At 71.6% G+C, this 13,889-nt stretch carries 16 protein-coding genes; 4 read left to right on the top strand and 12 right to left on the bottom strand.

The annotated features are described in order from the left end of the window. Nucleotides 1-88: 88 nt before the first annotated feature. The 4 genes from OG782_RS31040 to OG782_RS31025 form a co-directional block, all read right to left on the bottom strand. Nucleotides 89-952 (bottom strand): ATP-binding cassette domain-containing protein, encoded by an 864-nt coding sequence (locus OG782_RS31040; RefSeq protein WP_406456630.1) that lies wholly within the window; start codon nt 950-952, stop codon nt 89-91. Continuing rightward, nucleotides 949-2,001, bottom strand: coding sequence for an ABC transporter permease (locus OG782_RS31035; protein ID WP_406456628.1), 1,053 nt, complete (start codon nt 1,999-2,001; stop codon nt 949-951). The genes OG782_RS31040 and OG782_RS31035 overlap by 4 nt, the downstream gene beginning before the upstream one ends. Next, nucleotides 1,998-2,981 (bottom strand): sugar ABC transporter substrate-binding protein, encoded by a 984-nt coding sequence (locus OG782_RS31030; protein WP_406456626.1) that lies wholly within the window; start codon nt 2,979-2,981, stop codon nt 1,998-2,000. Before OG782_RS31030 ends, OG782_RS31035 begins: the two co-directional genes overlap by 4 nt. A gap of 259 nt (nt 2,982-3,240) precedes the next feature. Next, nucleotides 3,241-3,999 (bottom strand): GntR family transcriptional regulator, encoded by a 759-nt coding sequence (locus OG782_RS31025; RefSeq protein ID WP_406456624.1) that lies wholly within the window; start codon nt 3,997-3,999, stop codon nt 3,241-3,243. Nucleotides 4,000-4,149: 150 nt separating this feature from the next. Here OG782_RS31025 and OG782_RS31020 point away from each other — a divergent pair, with 150 nt between their 5' ends. Continuing rightward, on the top strand, nt 4,150-5,154 hold the full coding sequence (locus tag OG782_RS31020; RefSeq protein WP_406456622.1) for a Gfo/Idh/MocA family oxidoreductase: 1,005 nt from the start codon (nt 4,150-4,152) through the stop codon (nt 5,152-5,154). A 58-nt stretch (nt 5,155-5,212) separates the two neighbouring features. On the opposite strand, the gene OG782_RS31015 is transcribed toward OG782_RS31020, so the two are convergent. The 5 genes from OG782_RS31015 to OG782_RS30995 form a co-directional block, all read right to left on the bottom strand. Beyond that, complete coding sequence (locus tag OG782_RS31015; protein ID WP_406456620.1) at nt 5,213-6,409, bottom strand: cytochrome P450; 1,197 nt, start codon at nt 6,407-6,409, stop codon at nt 5,213-5,215. An 11-nt stretch (nt 6,410-6,420) separates the two neighbouring features. After that, entirely contained in the window at nt 6,421-6,840 is a 420-nt protein-coding gene (locus OG782_RS31010) for a PaaI family thioesterase (protein WP_406456618.1), read from the bottom strand. 16 nt (nt 6,841-6,856) lie between these two features. Further along, complete coding sequence (locus OG782_RS31005; RefSeq protein WP_406456616.1) at nt 6,857-8,035, bottom strand: cytochrome P450; 1,179 nt, start codon at nt 8,033-8,035, stop codon at nt 6,857-6,859. An 84-nt stretch (nt 8,036-8,119) separates the two neighbouring features. Next, nucleotides 8,120-8,857, bottom strand: a complete 738-nt coding sequence (locus OG782_RS31000; protein ID WP_406456614.1) for a response regulator — start codon at nt 8,855-8,857, stop codon at nt 8,120-8,122. Then, entirely contained in the window at nt 8,845-10,068 is a 1,224-nt protein-coding gene (locus tag OG782_RS30995; protein WP_406456612.1) for a sensor histidine kinase, read from the bottom strand. The genes OG782_RS31000 and OG782_RS30995 overlap by 13 nt, the downstream gene beginning before the upstream one ends. Nucleotides 10,069-10,214: 146 nt before the next feature. Between OG782_RS30995 and OG782_RS30990 the strand changes: the two genes are divergently transcribed. Continuing rightward, complete coding sequence (locus OG782_RS30990) at nt 10,215-10,418, top strand: hypothetical protein (RefSeq protein ID WP_406456610.1); 204 nt, start codon at nt 10,215-10,217, stop codon at nt 10,416-10,418. A gap of 81 nt (nt 10,419-10,499) precedes the next feature. Here OG782_RS30990 and OG782_RS30985 read toward each other — a convergent pair whose 3' ends face one another. Together OG782_RS30985 and OG782_RS30980 are read right to left on the bottom strand one after the other, a co-directional pair. Then, complete coding sequence (locus OG782_RS30985) at nt 10,500-11,423, bottom strand: DMT family transporter (protein ID WP_406456608.1); 924 nt, start codon at nt 11,421-11,423, stop codon at nt 10,500-10,502. 153 nt (nt 11,424-11,576) lie between these two features. Continuing rightward, on the bottom strand, nt 11,577-12,200 hold the full coding sequence (locus OG782_RS30980) for a dihydrofolate reductase family protein (RefSeq protein ID WP_406456606.1): 624 nt from the start codon (nt 12,198-12,200) through the stop codon (nt 11,577-11,579). 186 nt (nt 12,201-12,386) lie between these two features. On the opposite strand from OG782_RS30980, the gene OG782_RS30975 reads away from it, so the two are divergent. Together OG782_RS30975 and OG782_RS30970 are read left to right on the top strand one after the other, a co-directional pair. After that, a complete protein-coding gene (locus OG782_RS30975; RefSeq protein WP_406456604.1) occupies nt 12,387-13,133 on the top strand; it encodes an SDR family NAD(P)-dependent oxidoreductase in 747 nt (248 codons plus the stop codon). Nucleotides 13,134-13,177: 44 nt separating this feature from the next. Beyond that, complete coding sequence (locus OG782_RS30970; protein ID WP_406456602.1) at nt 13,178-13,405, top strand: hypothetical protein; 228 nt, start codon at nt 13,178-13,180, stop codon at nt 13,403-13,405. Nucleotides 13,406-13,524: 119 nt separating this feature from the next. Here OG782_RS30970 and OG782_RS30965 read toward each other — a convergent pair whose 3' ends face one another. Then, entirely contained in the window at nt 13,525-13,854 is a 330-nt protein-coding gene (locus OG782_RS30965) for a putative quinol monooxygenase (protein ID WP_406456600.1), read from the bottom strand. Nucleotides 13,855-13,889: the final 35 nt, after the last annotated feature.

The following is a 13,889-nucleotide window of genomic DNA, read 5'->3' as shown; positions in this document are numbered from 1 at the left end:
TCGGGCTGACCCCGGTGGCGGACAGCGCCCGTCCGTCCCGATTCTGCCACTGCCGGACCGGCGGGGCTGCCGGACGGGTGCGGCCCGGCTACGGGATGTCGTCGGTGACGGGGCGGCCGCCCGCCCCGTCCGGGCCGGGGGCCCGCTCGAGCTCGTGGCTGAGCTCATCGAGGTCGCTGCCGCCCGCCATCTGGCGGGTGAGCTCGTCCAGCGTGATGCTGTCCTTGGTGTGGCTGCCCGCCATCGCGCCCCGCTTGAGCAGCACGAAACGGTCGCCCACGAGGTACGCGTGGTGCGGGTTGTGCGTGATGAGGACCACGCCGAGTCCGGCGTCCCTGGCCGCTGCGACGTACTTGAGGACGACCCCCGACTGCTTGACCCCGAGCGCGGCCGTCGGTTCGTCCAGGACGAGCACCTTGGCACCGAAGTGGACGGCCCGCGCGATGGCGACGCACTGGCGCTCGCCGCCGGACAGGGTACCGATGGGCTGGTCGACGTCGCGCAGGTCGATGCCCATGCGCAGCAGCGCGGAGCGGGTCGTCTCACGCATCAGCCGGACGTCGAGGCGTTTGAAGGGGCCCGCCCCGGTCGTCGGCTCGGAGCCGAGGAAGAAGTTCCGCCAGACCGGCATCAGGGGGACGACGGCGAGGTCCTGGTAGACCGTGGCGATGCCGCGGTCCAGGGCGTCGCGCGGATTGGCGAGCGCGGTCTCCTCGCCGTCGACGAGAAAGGTGCCCGCGTCGTGCCGGTGCAGCCCGGCGATGATCTTGATCAGAGTGGACTTACCGGCGCCGTTGTCACCGAGGACGCAGGAGATCTCGCCCGCGTGCACCTCCAGCGAGACGTCCTGGAGCGCCTTGATGTTCCCGTAGAACTTACTGACGTGGTCCAGCTCGACCAGCGCCCGCCGGTCGGTGTCCGTCGGCCCGTTCGGTGCCTTGGGGGCCGTCATTTCGTCGCCTCCGCGCGCTTGCGTACCCATGCGTTGAGCAGGGTGGCCAGGAGCAGCATGGCTCCGAGGAAGAACTTGAACCAGTCCGGGTTCCACTCCGCGTAGACGATGCCCTTGCTCGTCATGCCGAAGATGAAGGCACCGACCGCCGAGCCGATCGCGGAGCCGTAGCCGCCGGTGATCAGGCAGCCGCCGATGACGGCCGCGATGATGTAGATCAGCTCGTTGCCGACGCCCTCACCCGACTGCACCACGTCGTAGCTGAAGAGCAGGTGCTGGCCGGAGACCCAGGCGGCGAAGGCCACACCGAGGTAGAGGCCGATCTTCGTGCGGATCACCGGGACGCCGACCGCGCGGGCCGCGTCGGCCTCGCCGCCGACGGCGTAGATCCAGTTGCCGAAGCGGGTACGGAGCAGGATCCAGGTGGCGACCGCGACGAGGACGGCCCACCACAGGATGGTCACCTTCAGCTCGACGCCGCCGACGGTCCAGTACGAGGCGAAGAGCTTGCGGGCCGAGGGGAAGCCCTCCATGTCCCCGATGGTCTTCGTCGAGACGGTGCCGCTGATCAGCTTGGTGAAGCCCAGGTTGAGACCGGTCAGCATCAGGAACGTGCCGAGCGTGATGATGAAGCTCGGCAGTTTGGTACGGGTCAGCATGAAGCCGTTGAACGCGCCGATGGCCAACGTGACCAGCAGCGACACGAACACGCCGACCCAGACGTTGGCCGTCATCTGGTAGCTGAACATCGACGAGATCAGCGCGGAGCTGGTGACCATCACACCGGCGGAGAGGTCGAACTCGCCGCCGATCATCAGCAGCGCCACCGGCGCCGCCATGATCCCGATGGTGGAGGCCGCGTACAGCACCGTGCCGAAGCTGGTGGCGCGCAGGAAGCTGTCGGCGACGATCGCGAAGAACAGGAAGACGGCCAGCGCGCCGACGACCGAGCCCAGCTCGGGGCGGCCGAGCAGCTTGCGCAGCGGTGAGGTGCGCAGCAGCCGCTCGTCCTCCCCCGCGGGGGAGGACGATCCGGACGCCGCGGTCATCGGGTTCCCCGCTTCGCGTACTGGGCCAGCTGGGCGGCGTCCTCGGAGGTGATGATCTGCGGGCCGGTCAGGACCGGGCGGCCGCCGCCGAGCACGTTGCGGTTGTAGCGGTAGAGCCAGAGCAGGTCGACGGCCTCGTAGCCCTGGAGGTAGGGCTGCTGGTCGACGGCGAAGCCGAGGGTCCTGTCCTGGAGCTCGGTGGCGACCTTGGGGTTCAGGTCGAAGGTGTCGATCTCGGCCTTGCTGCCGGCGGTCTTCTTCGCCTTGACGGCGGCGTCCGCGAACGGGGCGCCGAGGGTGACGACCGCGTCGATGTCGTGGTCCGCCTGGAGCTTCGCCTCGATGGACGCCTGGACGTCGGGCATGTTGGTGCCTTCGACGTACAGGTTCTGCATCTCGCCGTCGAAGGTCTTCTTCGCCCCGGCGCAGCGCTGCTCGTGGCCGACGTTGCCCTGCTCGTGCAGGATGCACAGGGCCTTCTTGCGGCCGCGCGCGTTGAGCTCCTCGCCGACGGCCTCGCCGGCGATGGACTCGTCCTGGCCGATGTGGGTGAGCGCGCCGAACCTCTTGGACTCGGCGGAGCCGGAGTTCACCGTGATCACCGGGATGCCGGCCTTGGTGGCCTTGGCGACGACGTCCTTCATGGCGTCGGGCTTGGCGAGCGTGACGATCAGCCCGTCGACCTTCTTGTCGATGGCGGCCTGGACGAGCTGGGCCTGCTGCTGCGCCTCGTCGTTGTGCGAGTACAGGAACTTGATGTTGTCCTTCTTGGCCGCCATCTCGGCGCCCTTCTGGACGATGTCCCAGAAGGTGTCGCCGTCGCCCGAGTGGGTGACCATGGCGAAGGTCCAGCGGGGCGTGTTCACCGCGGCCCGGCCCTCGGCGGCGGCCTGTGCCGCGCGGTCCTCGGCCCGCTTGCCGCCGGTGCTGCTGCATCCCATGAGGGAAGCCCCGAGCACCGCCGCAAGCACGGCACCCATCGCACGTACCCCTGTCCTCACCCTTGCCACGACGTCGTGCCCTTCTTGTGCTGCTCGCTGTGCTGCTGGTGGAGCCGGGGCCATACGGTCCCGGCCCGGCTGGGCAAGTATCCCCGAGCCGGTCCCGCCGCCGCCCGGAGGGGCGCGGCGCGTGTGTCGGAGCGGAGCGTGTACGGCGCCGGGGCGGCCGGGTTCGGCCGTCGTCACCGTACGAGTGGCCGGGGAGCCTGTTTCACCGTAGAAGAACCGGCGGCCTCTGTCACCGTACGAGGAGCTGGAAATCGAGGGCGTAGCGCGAGGCCCGGTAGAGATGGGAGCCGTGTTCGACGGCCCGGCCGGTGTCGTCGAAGGTGGTGCGCTCCATCGTGAGCAGGGCGGCGCCCTCGCTCTCGCCGAGCCGATCGGCCTCCTCGGCGGTGGCGAGACGGGCGCCGACACTCTGGCGGGCGCTGTGCAGGGTGATGCCCGCTCCGCGCATCATCCGGTAGAGGCCGGTGGCCGCCGGCCGTTCGCCGGAGAGGTCGAGGAGTCCGGCGGGCAGATGGTTGCGCAGGAGGGCCAGGGGCTCGCCGTCGGCGTACCGGATCCGCTCGATGTACTGCACCTCGGCGCCCTCCGTGACGCCCAGCGCGTCGGCGACCGCTGCCGTGGCGGGCCGGGGCGCGCAGTGCAGGACGGTGGTCGAGGGGTTCCGGCCGGCCGCCTCGAGGTCGTCGTACAGGCTGCTGAGTCCGGCCGGGCGCCTGACCGTGCTGTGCACCACCTGGGTGCCGACTCCGCGGCGGCGGACCATCAGTCCCTTGTCGACGAGTGACTGGATGGCCTGGCGGACCGTGGGCCGGGACAGTCCGAGCCGGGCCGCGAGCTCGATCTCGTTGCCGAGGAGTCCACCGGGGGCGAGTCTGCCCTCCTCGATGGCCGCCTCCAGCTGCTGAGCGAGCTGGTAGTAGAGCGGGACCGGGCTGGAGCGGTCCACACCCAGTTCGAGTGCGGCGGGGCCGACGGGGGATTTGGGCACGCCGGGAGCGTATCCCGCACGCCGGAGACCCCGGTAGTGCGATCGTCCTGATGTCCGGACAGCAGCCGGGCCGGCCCTCCCGTCAAGGCAGATCCTGCTTTGTCCTGACATTTAGTTGACAGCGCTGCCGGTGGACGGCACGTTGGGTCCATGCGCATCGGACTCATCGGCACCGGCCGGATCGGCTCCTTCCACGCGGGCGTACTCACCCGCCATCCCGCGGTCGAGACCCTGGTGGTGACGGACACCGACCCGGACCGGGCGGCCGAGGTCGCGGACCGGACCGGCGCGAGCGCCGTCGCCGGTGCGCAGGAGGTGTTCGGCGCGGGCGTGGACGCCGTGGTGATCGCCTCGGCCACCGCGGCGCACGCCGAGCTGATCGGCCGGGCCGCACGGGCCGGACTGCCCGCGTTCTGCGAGAAGCCCGTCGCGCTGGACCTGGCGGGCACCCTGGGCGCGCTGCGTGAGGTGGAGCGGGCGGGCAGCGTGCTCCAGCTCGGCTTCATGCGCCGCTTCGACGCGGGATACACGGCGGCGCGCACCGCCCTGCGGGACGGGGTGCTCGGCCGGCTGCACACCGTTCGCACGGTCACTTCCGATCCGGCCCCGCCGCCCGCCGCGTATCTGCCGCTCTCCGGCGGGCTGTACCGGGACTGTCTGATCCATGACTTCGACATGGTGCGCTGGGTGACGGGCCGTGAGGTGACACGGGTGTACGCCACCGGATCGGACGCCGGGCCCCCGATGTTCCGCGCGGCCGGTGACGTGGACACGGCCGCGGCCCTGCTGACCCTCGACGACGGCACCCTGGTCACCGCGACGGCGACGCGCTGCAACGGCGCCGGGTACGACGTGCGGATGGAGCTCGCGGGCGAGCTGGACCAGATCGCGGTCGGCCTCGACGACCGGACACCGCTCACCTCGGCACAGCCGCAGGGCCCCTGCGCCCCGGCCCGTCCCTGGCCGGGGTTCCTGGAGCGCTTCGCCCCGGCGTACGAGGCCGAACTGGACGCCTTCGTCCGGCTGGTGCGCGGCGAGGCGGCCAATCCGTGCGACGGCAGGGAGGCCCTGCACGCCCTGCGGATCGCCGAGGCGTGCGAGGTCTCGCGGCGGGAGCGGCGCCCGGTGGATCTGGCGGAGATCGCGTCCGCCTGAACGCGGGCACCGCCGGCGGTTCACCATCTGACGGGCAGGGACTCCGGTCCCTGGCCGTTCACCATCTGACGGGCAGGGTCTCCGGTCCCCGGATGAGCACCCCCGTACGCCAGTTCAGTGCGGCCGGATCCGTGTCCAGGGCCAGGTCCGGGCAGCGTTCCAGCAGGGACCGGATGGCGACCGCCGCTTCGACGCGGGCCAGCGGGGCGCCCAGGCAGTAGTGGATGCCGTGACCGAAGGCCACGTGCCCGCGGGCGTCCCGGGTGATGTCGAAGCGGTCCGCGTCCGGGTAGCGGCCCGGGTCGCGGTTGGCGTCGGACATCGCGACCAGGACCAGCTCACCGCCGCCCGGGATCACCGTGCCGCCGATCTCGACCTCCTCGGTGGTGAACCGGTACGTGGGGGTCTCGACCGGCCCCGCGTACCGCAGCATCTCCTCCACGGCGTTGTCGATGAGACCGAAGTCGGCGCGCAGGGCCGCGAGCTGCTCCGGGTGGGTGAGCAGGGCGAGCACCCCGTTGGTGATGAGGCTGACCGTGGTCTCGTGGCCGGCGACGAGCAACAGCCAGGCCATGCCGATCAGTTCCTCTTCACAGAGGCGGTCGCCCTCCTCGCCCGCCGTGTGGATCAGCGCGCTCATCAGGTCGTCACCCGGCTGTTGCCGCTTACCGGCGAGCAGTCCGGTCAGATAGCCGGACATGTCGTCGGTCGCCGCGCGGCGTGCCGCGGCGTCGACGGAGGACACGGCGGTGTTGGACCACTCGCGGAAGGCCTGCCGGTCCAGGAAGGGCACCCCGAGCAGTTCGCAGATGACGGACATCGGCAACGGGTACGACAGGGCCTCGACGAGATCGGTCCGGCGGCCCGGCAGGGCCAGCATCGCGTCGAGCAGTTCGCCGGTCATCCGCTGGATGCGCGGGACGAGTTGCTGCACCCGGCGGGCGGTGAACTCCCGGGCCACCAGTTTGCGCAGCCGGGTGTGCACGGGGGCGTCCGAGCTGAGCATGGAGGTCCCCGCGGAGACCTGGCGGGCCACGAGCGCGGGCGAGGCGTTGCGCCACTGCTTGGAGAACCGCTGGTCCGCGAGTGCCGCCCGGCCCTCCTCGTACCCGACGACGAGCCAGGCGGAAGCACCCTCCGGGATGCGTACCCGGTGGACCGGACCGCGGGCGCGCAGCTCGGCGTAGACGGGGAACGGGTCGCGGGTGAACCGCTCACCCAGTGCCCCGAGGTCGACTGACGCTTCGGTGGTCAAGTGGAGCCCCTTCAGGGTGAGGTGGCGCTCAGCACGGTGCCCTGGGCGACGGCGCAGAGGGTCTCGGCGCCGTCCTCCCCCACGACGAACAGATCGCAGCGCGCCACGGCCTGCCGGCGGCCGGTGTGGACGACCTCGGCGCGGGCGACGAGCCCGGTGCCGACGGCGGGGCGGAGGTACTGGATGGAGAAGCCGCCGGTCAGCACGGCCGGGCCGAGCGTGGTTCCGGCGGCGAAGGTGAGGGCGTTGTCGGCGGCGTAGGCGAGCACGCCGCCGTGCAGGAAGCCGTTCTGCTGGTGCAGCTCTTCGCGGCTGTCGATCTCCAGCGTGGCGCCGCCCCCGCCGAAGGCGGTGATCCGTGCGCCGACGAGGCCGCTGAACGGCTGGCTGTCCAGCACCTTCTGCGCCATCGCGAGGTCGAGTCCGGTCATGTCGTGGCCTTCCGTCTCACCAGCGCACGGGGAGCCGGCGCACCCCGCGGATCAGCATCCCGGGCACCCAGTCGGGCTCCCCCGCGGCCGGATCGAGTACGAGGCCGGGGCACCGCTCCAGCAGTGTACGGATCGCGATGCGGCCCTCGAGCCGGGCCAGCGGCGCCCCCAGGCAGAAGTGGAGCCCGTGCCCGAAGGCAAGGTGTCCCTGGGCGTCGCGGCGGATGTCGAAGGTGTCGGGCCGGGGATAGCGTCCGGGGTCGCGGTCGCCGCCCGCGAGGGAGACCAGGACCGGTTCGCCGGCCTGGATGACCCTGGAGCCGATCTCGACCCGTTCCCGGGCGAAGCGGAAGGTGGCGTTCTCCACCGGTCCGTCATGACGGAGCATCTCCTCCACCGCGCCGTCGAGAAGCCCGAAGTCGGAGCGCAGGTCTTCCAGTTGGCGGGGGTGGGCGAGCAGCGCCCGGACGCCGTTGGAGATCAGGTTCACCGTCGTCTCGTGACCCGCGACGAGCAGCAGGAAGGCCATGCCGACCAGCTCGGCGGGTGACAGTGCGTCATCGTCCCCGTGCCGGGCGGCGATCAGCGCACTCAGCAGGTCGTCGCCGGGCGAGCAGCGCTTGTCCTCGATCAGCTCGGCGAGATAGACGCCCAGGGCACGGACCGCCTCGGTCTCCTCCTGTGCGTCGGCCGGGGAGACCACACCGTTCGACAGCTTGCGGAAGGCGGACCGGTCCAGATCGGGCACCCCGATCAGTTCGCAGATGACGGTCATCGGCAGCGGGAAGGCGAGTGCGTCGACGAGGTCCGCCTGCCCTGCGGGGTGCATGAGGTCGAGCAGTTCGTCGGTGATCTGCTGCACGCGGGGCCGCAGCGCCTCGATCCGGCGTGAGGTGAACTCCCGGGCGACCAGCTTGCGCAGCCGGGTGTGGTCGGGGGCGTCCATCTCCAGCATGTGGGCCGAGATCGGCTCGCCCACGGCCGTCTGGCCGGGCAGCGTCCGCCAGTTCTTGCCGAACCGCTGGTCGGCCAGGACGGCGCGTCCCTCGTCGTACCCGACGACGAGCCAGACCCGGTCGAACTCGTCGGTGCGGACGGTGTGCACCGGGCCGGCGGCACGCATTCTCGCGTAGTGCGGGTACGGATCGGCTGTGAAGCCGGCAACTCCGCGCAGATCTTCATCGACTTCGGACATGGGTCCGCCCTCCCGGTCTGATCGGCCGGCCACCAGGACCGGCACATTCAGCGTAAGCCGCGGGGCCCGGTCCGGACGAACGCTTCAAGACAGGCTCGCGCCGTCCTCGTCCTCGTTGTCGAGCAGTCCGGCGTCGTGGACCAACAGGGCGATCTGAACGCGGTTGTTGAAACCGAACTTGGCCAGAATCCGTGACACCTGGGTCTTCACGGTGGCCACGCTCAGATAGAGCGCCGCGGCGATCTCCGCGTTGGAACGGCCGTGCCCGACGGCGACCGCCACCTCGCGCTCCCGGTCCGCCAGCAACGCGATCCGCTGCCGCGCCCGTTCGGCGCGGCCCGCACGCTCCTCCCGTCCGGAGCCGGCGGCGCGGGCCATGAGCTGCCGGGTGACCGCGGGCGAGAGAACCGGGTCACCGGCCGCCACACGCCGCACGGAGTCGACGATCCGGGCGGGCGGGGTGTCCTTGAGGACGAACCCGGCGGCCCCGGCACGGATCGCGCGGAGCACCTGTTCGTCGGCGTGGAACGTCGTCAGGACCACGACCTCGGGGGCGTCCGGGCGGCCGCGCAGCGCCTCGGTGGCCGTCAGTCCGTCCATGACCGGCATCCGGATGTCCATCAGCACCACGTCCGGCCTGAGCCGGTCGACGAGTTCGGCGACCTCGCTGCCGTCGGCCCCCTCCCCCACGATGTCGATGTCGTCGGCGCCGCCGAGCATCAGGGTGAGCCCGGCGCGTACGAGCGGGTCGTCGTCGACGATGAGCAGCCGGACGGGCCGGCCGGCGGGAGGCATGGGGGTCGCAGTGGTCATGACGCCCACGGTAGCCAGGCCCGGACCGCGAACCCGCCGCCCGTATCCGGTCCGTGGTCCAGGCGGCCCCCGGCGAGGGTGGCCCGCTCGGTCAGGCCGATGAGTCCCTGGCCGGACCCCGGCACCAGCTCGAACGGTTCGCCGGGGGCGGGGTTGCGCACCTCGACGGTGATCCCCTGCCCCGGACCGCCGTCGACCGTGACGGTGACCTCGGCGCCGGGCGCGTGCTTGCGGGCGTTGGTCAGGGCCTCCTGTGCGATGCGGTAGACGGTGCGGCCGGTGGCCGCGGGGGCCGCGCCCGGGTCGGCGAGGCGGTTGTCGAGGGTCACCGCCATGCCGGCCAGCCGGGATTCGGCGACGAGGGCGTCGAGGGTGGCGAGGGTGGGCTGCGGCCGGTCGCCCTCACCGTCCCCGTCCCGGGGGCTGCGCAGGACGCCGATGATCTCGCGGAGGTCCTGGAGCGCTTCGTGCGCACTGTCCCGGATGACTCCGGCGGCGCGGGCGACCTCGGCCGGGGGCGCGTCGGGGCGGAACTCCAGGGCCCCGGCGTGGACGCTGAGCAGGGTCAGCCGGTGGGCCAGGACGTCGTGCATCTCGCGGGCGATGTCCTCGCGGGCCAGCCGCTGTGCCTGCTCGGCCCGGAGTGCGGCCTCGGTCTCGGCCCGCCGGGCGCGCTCGCGCAGGGTGACGACGAGCTGGCGTCTGGAGCGCACGACCATGCCCCAGCTGAGCACGACCAGGACCAGCAGCACCCCGATGATGGTCGACGCGACGAAGGAGGTCTCGGGGTCCGGGCGCAGATACGGCTGTACGGGGGCGACGGCCAGGGCGCCCGCGCCGACGAGGGCCACGGGGCGGAACGGCCGGTGCACGGCCAGGCTGAACAGCGCCACCAGCATGGCCCCGGCGGCGGCGGGCTCCACGGTGGACAGGAGGGTCAGGGTGATGGCGAGACCGGCCGGCCACCGCCGCCGGACCCACAGCGCGCAGCAGGACGCGGCGCCGATCAGCGAGTCGATGAGGACGATGCCCTCGGGGGTGCTCCCGTCGGCCTCGATCGCGGCGATCGCGAGCATCCCGATGAGCGCCGCACAGAGGAACGCGGTGATGTCTACGGCCCAGTCCCGCACGGTACGGCGGGTCCGGGTGCCCCGGTCCCCGGGGAGCTCGGGGTCGGCCATCGCCGAGGGCAGCAGCCAGGGATACTCCGTACGCGTCATATCGACAAAGCTACGCAGCCGGGGCGGGGCTTCGGGGCGTTGCGGGCCGCGAAGCGACCAAAGTCGCGGAAGCCGAGACTTTCGGACCGGCCGCGCAGACCACCGGCCGACGCGGCAACCGTGCGCGGCCCGCCAGGCTCGGTCCCATGAAGAAACTCTGCGAGACGGTCGGCTTCCTGGTCTTCGCCCAGGGCGCCGCCGGTCTGCTCCACGAATGGCTCGACTGGTTCAGCTTCTTCAGCCTGGTGCAGAGGCTGCCGTTCATCGGCGACCACTCGCTGTTCGCGTGCATCGTGCTGGTGGTGACGGGGATCGCCGTCATGGTCGCGTCGGACGCGATCAAGGAGTGACGGCCGGGGAGTGACACGGTCAAGGAGTGACGGCCGGGCAGTGACACGGTCAAGGAGTGAGGCTGTCGAGGGGCGACGCGGTCATGCGGTGACCCGGTCCGCGCTGCGGCGCCCCCACGCCGTTCCGGCGAGCACCAGCACCGCGCCCGCGACTCCGAGGGCGCCCAGGCGTTCGCCGCCGATCGCGATGCCGACGGCGGCGGCCCAGAGCGGTTCCGTACCGAGCAGCAGGCTGACCCGGGACGGCGAGGTGCGGCGTACGGACCACATCTGCACGAAGAACGCGAAGAGCGTGCAGAAGACCGACAGGAAGAGCAGCCCGCCCCACTCCCGGACGCCGAACCCGGCGGCGACCGACCAAGGCGACTCGCCGGTGCCGGGGGCTGCGGCCAGCAGGGCGAACACGGCAACCGCGCTGCCGAGCTGGACCGTCGTCAGGGACAGCGAGTCCGCCGACCGGACCGACTTGATGCGTGCCATCAGCAGGACGTGGAGGGTGCGGGCCAGGGCGGCGACCAGCATCAGCAGATCCCCCGCCGACGGGCTGGTGAATCCGCCGCCCTGGGTCAGCAGCACCACTCCGGTGACGGAGAGCGCGGCGGCCGCGAGGAACGCCCCGGTCGGCCGGGTCCGCGTCACGGCGGCCTCGGCGAGCGGGGTGAAGATCATCGTGAGGCTGATGATGAGCCCGGCGTTGGTCGCCGAGGTGTGCACGATGCCGTACGTCTCCACCAGGAAGATCCCGCTGAGCACCAGGCCCAGCAGTCCGGCGCCCCGCCACTGGGCTGCGGTCAGCGCCCGCAGCCGGGTCCATCCGGCGATCACCAGGACGGGCAGCACGACGGCGAAGCGCAGCACGAGGACCGCGATGACGGTCTGCGTCGTGGTGATGCCCTTGGCGGCCAGATAGCTGGAGCCCCAGACCACCGCGACGAGCAGGACGGGCAGATCGGTGATCCACGCCCGGCGCGGCGGGGCGAGGGCGGGCACGGCGACAGAGGACACCCGGATCTCCTGGTTCTCCACTGGACTGATGTGGAGACCTCACTGGCTCGCACGCGGAACGATCACGCTACCGGGCACCCTGCCGTGATGGCGAGCCCCTGGCCCCCGCCGGAGGGCCGTCCGGCGGGGGCCAGGGGCTCGCCATCACGGCGCTCACGTGCCGTCCGGGACCGAGCCGAACGTGGCCCGTCCGGCGGGCCGGTAGGTCTGGATCGCGATGCCGTTGGGCGTCGTCCGGGAGCCGGTCAGCTCGAAGGCGGTGGGCAGCCCGCCGTCCGGGAACAGCCGCCGTCCGCGGCCGAGCACGACCGGGTGGACGAGGAGGTTGTACTCGTCGATCAGGTCGTGCGCCATCAGGAACCGAGCGAGTGCGCCGCTGCCGTGGATCTGGAGTTCGCCGCCCTCCGTGCGTTCCTTGATCCGGGTGATCTCCTCGACGACGCCGGTGGAGATCACGGTGGTGTTCTCCCAGTCGGCCTTCTCCAGCGTGGTCGAGACGACGTACTTGGGAAGGGCGTTGAGGCGGGAGGCGATCGGATTGCCGGGGTCGGTGACCGCCGGCCAGTACCCGGCGAAGATGTCGTACGTACGCCGGCCCAGCAGGAAGGCCGCCGAGCGGTCGAACACCTCGGTCATGAACTGCCCCATGCTCTCGTCCATGATCGGCGCGACCCAGCCGCCGTACTCGAACCCGTCGCTGATGTCCTCCTCGGGCCCGCCGGGGGCCTGCATGACACCGTCGAGGGTCAGAAAGGTGGTGAGCGTCAGTTCTGCCATGGTTCTGCTCCTTCGGAACACCTGCCGTTTTCGCTTCCGTCTGTTCCGACCCCACCCATGTCCGAAACTCATCGGCCGGCGCACCGGGCGTACCGGAGTGGGCGTCCGTTTCCCGCCGGTATCCCGTGCTCAGAAGGCATTTCCTTGTTCCTGTCAGCACTAACGGCAACGGACAGGAACCCCCTGATGAACAGCACCGTCAGCACCAACCGCACCGCCCTCGTCACCGGCGGCAGCCGTGGCATCGGCGCCGCGACCGCTCTGCGGCTCGCCCGGGACGGCGCCGATGTGGCGCTGACCTACGTCCAGGACGAGGAGGCGGCACAGGACGTCGTCCGGAAGATCGAGGCGTGCGGCCGCCGCGCCGTCGCCCTGCGCGCGGACTCGGCCGATCCCGAGGCGGTCCCCGCCGCGGTGCACCGGACCGCGGAGACCTTCGGCCGGCTCGACATCCTGGTCAACAACGCGGGCATCGGCGTCCTCGGCCCCATCGACAGCCTCACCACCGCCGATGTCGACCGGGTCCTCGCCGTCAACGTGCGGGCCGTGTTCCTCGCCTGCCGGGCCGCGGCCGGGGTGATGGAGCGCGGTGGCCGCATCATCTCGCTCGGCACCGCCCTGAGCCGGTACGCGGGCGGCCCCGGCTCCACGCTGTACGCGATGAGCAAGTCGGCGCTGTCCGGACTGACCAAGCCGCTGGCCCGTGAGCTCGGTCCGCGCGGCATCACGGTCAACCTGGTCCAGGCGGGCGCGGTCGACACCGACCTCAACCCCGCCGACGGCCCGTACGCCGCCGGGCAGCGGGCGGCGAACGCGCTGGACCGGTTCGGCACCACCGGTGAAGTGGCCTCCCTGATCGGCTACTTGGTCAGTGACGAGGCGGCGTACATCACGGGCGCGGAGTTGGTCGTTGACGGCGGCCACGCGGCCTGAGCGTGGCAGGGTGAGGGCAACGATCCCGCCCTGAGGAGGCCTTCATGTCCGCACCGGGTGAAAAGGACGACCGTCCGCTGTACGAACGGTTCGCATTCCGCATCGCCCGGCGCGGATACGACCGCGACCAGGTCGAGGACTACCTCACCCGGCTCCTCGCCGGCGCCCCGCCGTCCGCCCCGCCGGCCTTCGACCTGGTACGCCGCGGCTATGAGCGGGACCGGGTCGACGAGGTGATCACCCGGCTGCGCGGGGCGGGCCCGGGACGCTGACCCGGCCCGCGCACCCCAGGGCCTCTCGTCCGGATCATGCCGGGCCGCAGCAGCGGTTCGGCGGGGTCCCCGAGCCGTACGAGGAGTTCTGAGCGCGGGCGGCGGACCGCCCTCCGGCCTCAGCTGGAGCGCGGCTGCACTTCCGCCATCCGGGACCAGCCCTCGCCCGGCACCTCGACGTTGATGATCTCGGGCACCTCGGCCACCAGGTCCGCCATGGTGTCCATCGCCGCGGCGAAGTGCGCCGACTGCACGTGGACCGCGCCCGCCTCGGCGGACGCGAAAGCCTCCAGCAGTACGAACTGGTCCGGGTTCTCGACGCTGCGGGACCATTCGAAGAACACGTTGCCGGGCTCCTGGCGGGTGGCAAGGGTGAAGTCCTCGACGGCCGGAAGCCAGTTGTCGCGCTCGGCGGTGCGGACGGTGAACTTGACGGCGATGAAGATCATGGCGACTCCTGTTCGGGGCGTACGGCAACCCGGGC

This window comes from Streptomyces sp. NBC_00876 (assembly GCF_045207435.1).
Lineage (GTDB): Bacteria > Actinomycetota > Actinomycetes > Streptomycetales > Streptomycetaceae > Streptomyces.
The sequence above is the reverse complement of the archived record's forward strand: the minus strand, read 5'-3'. Positions and strand labels throughout refer to the sequence as shown.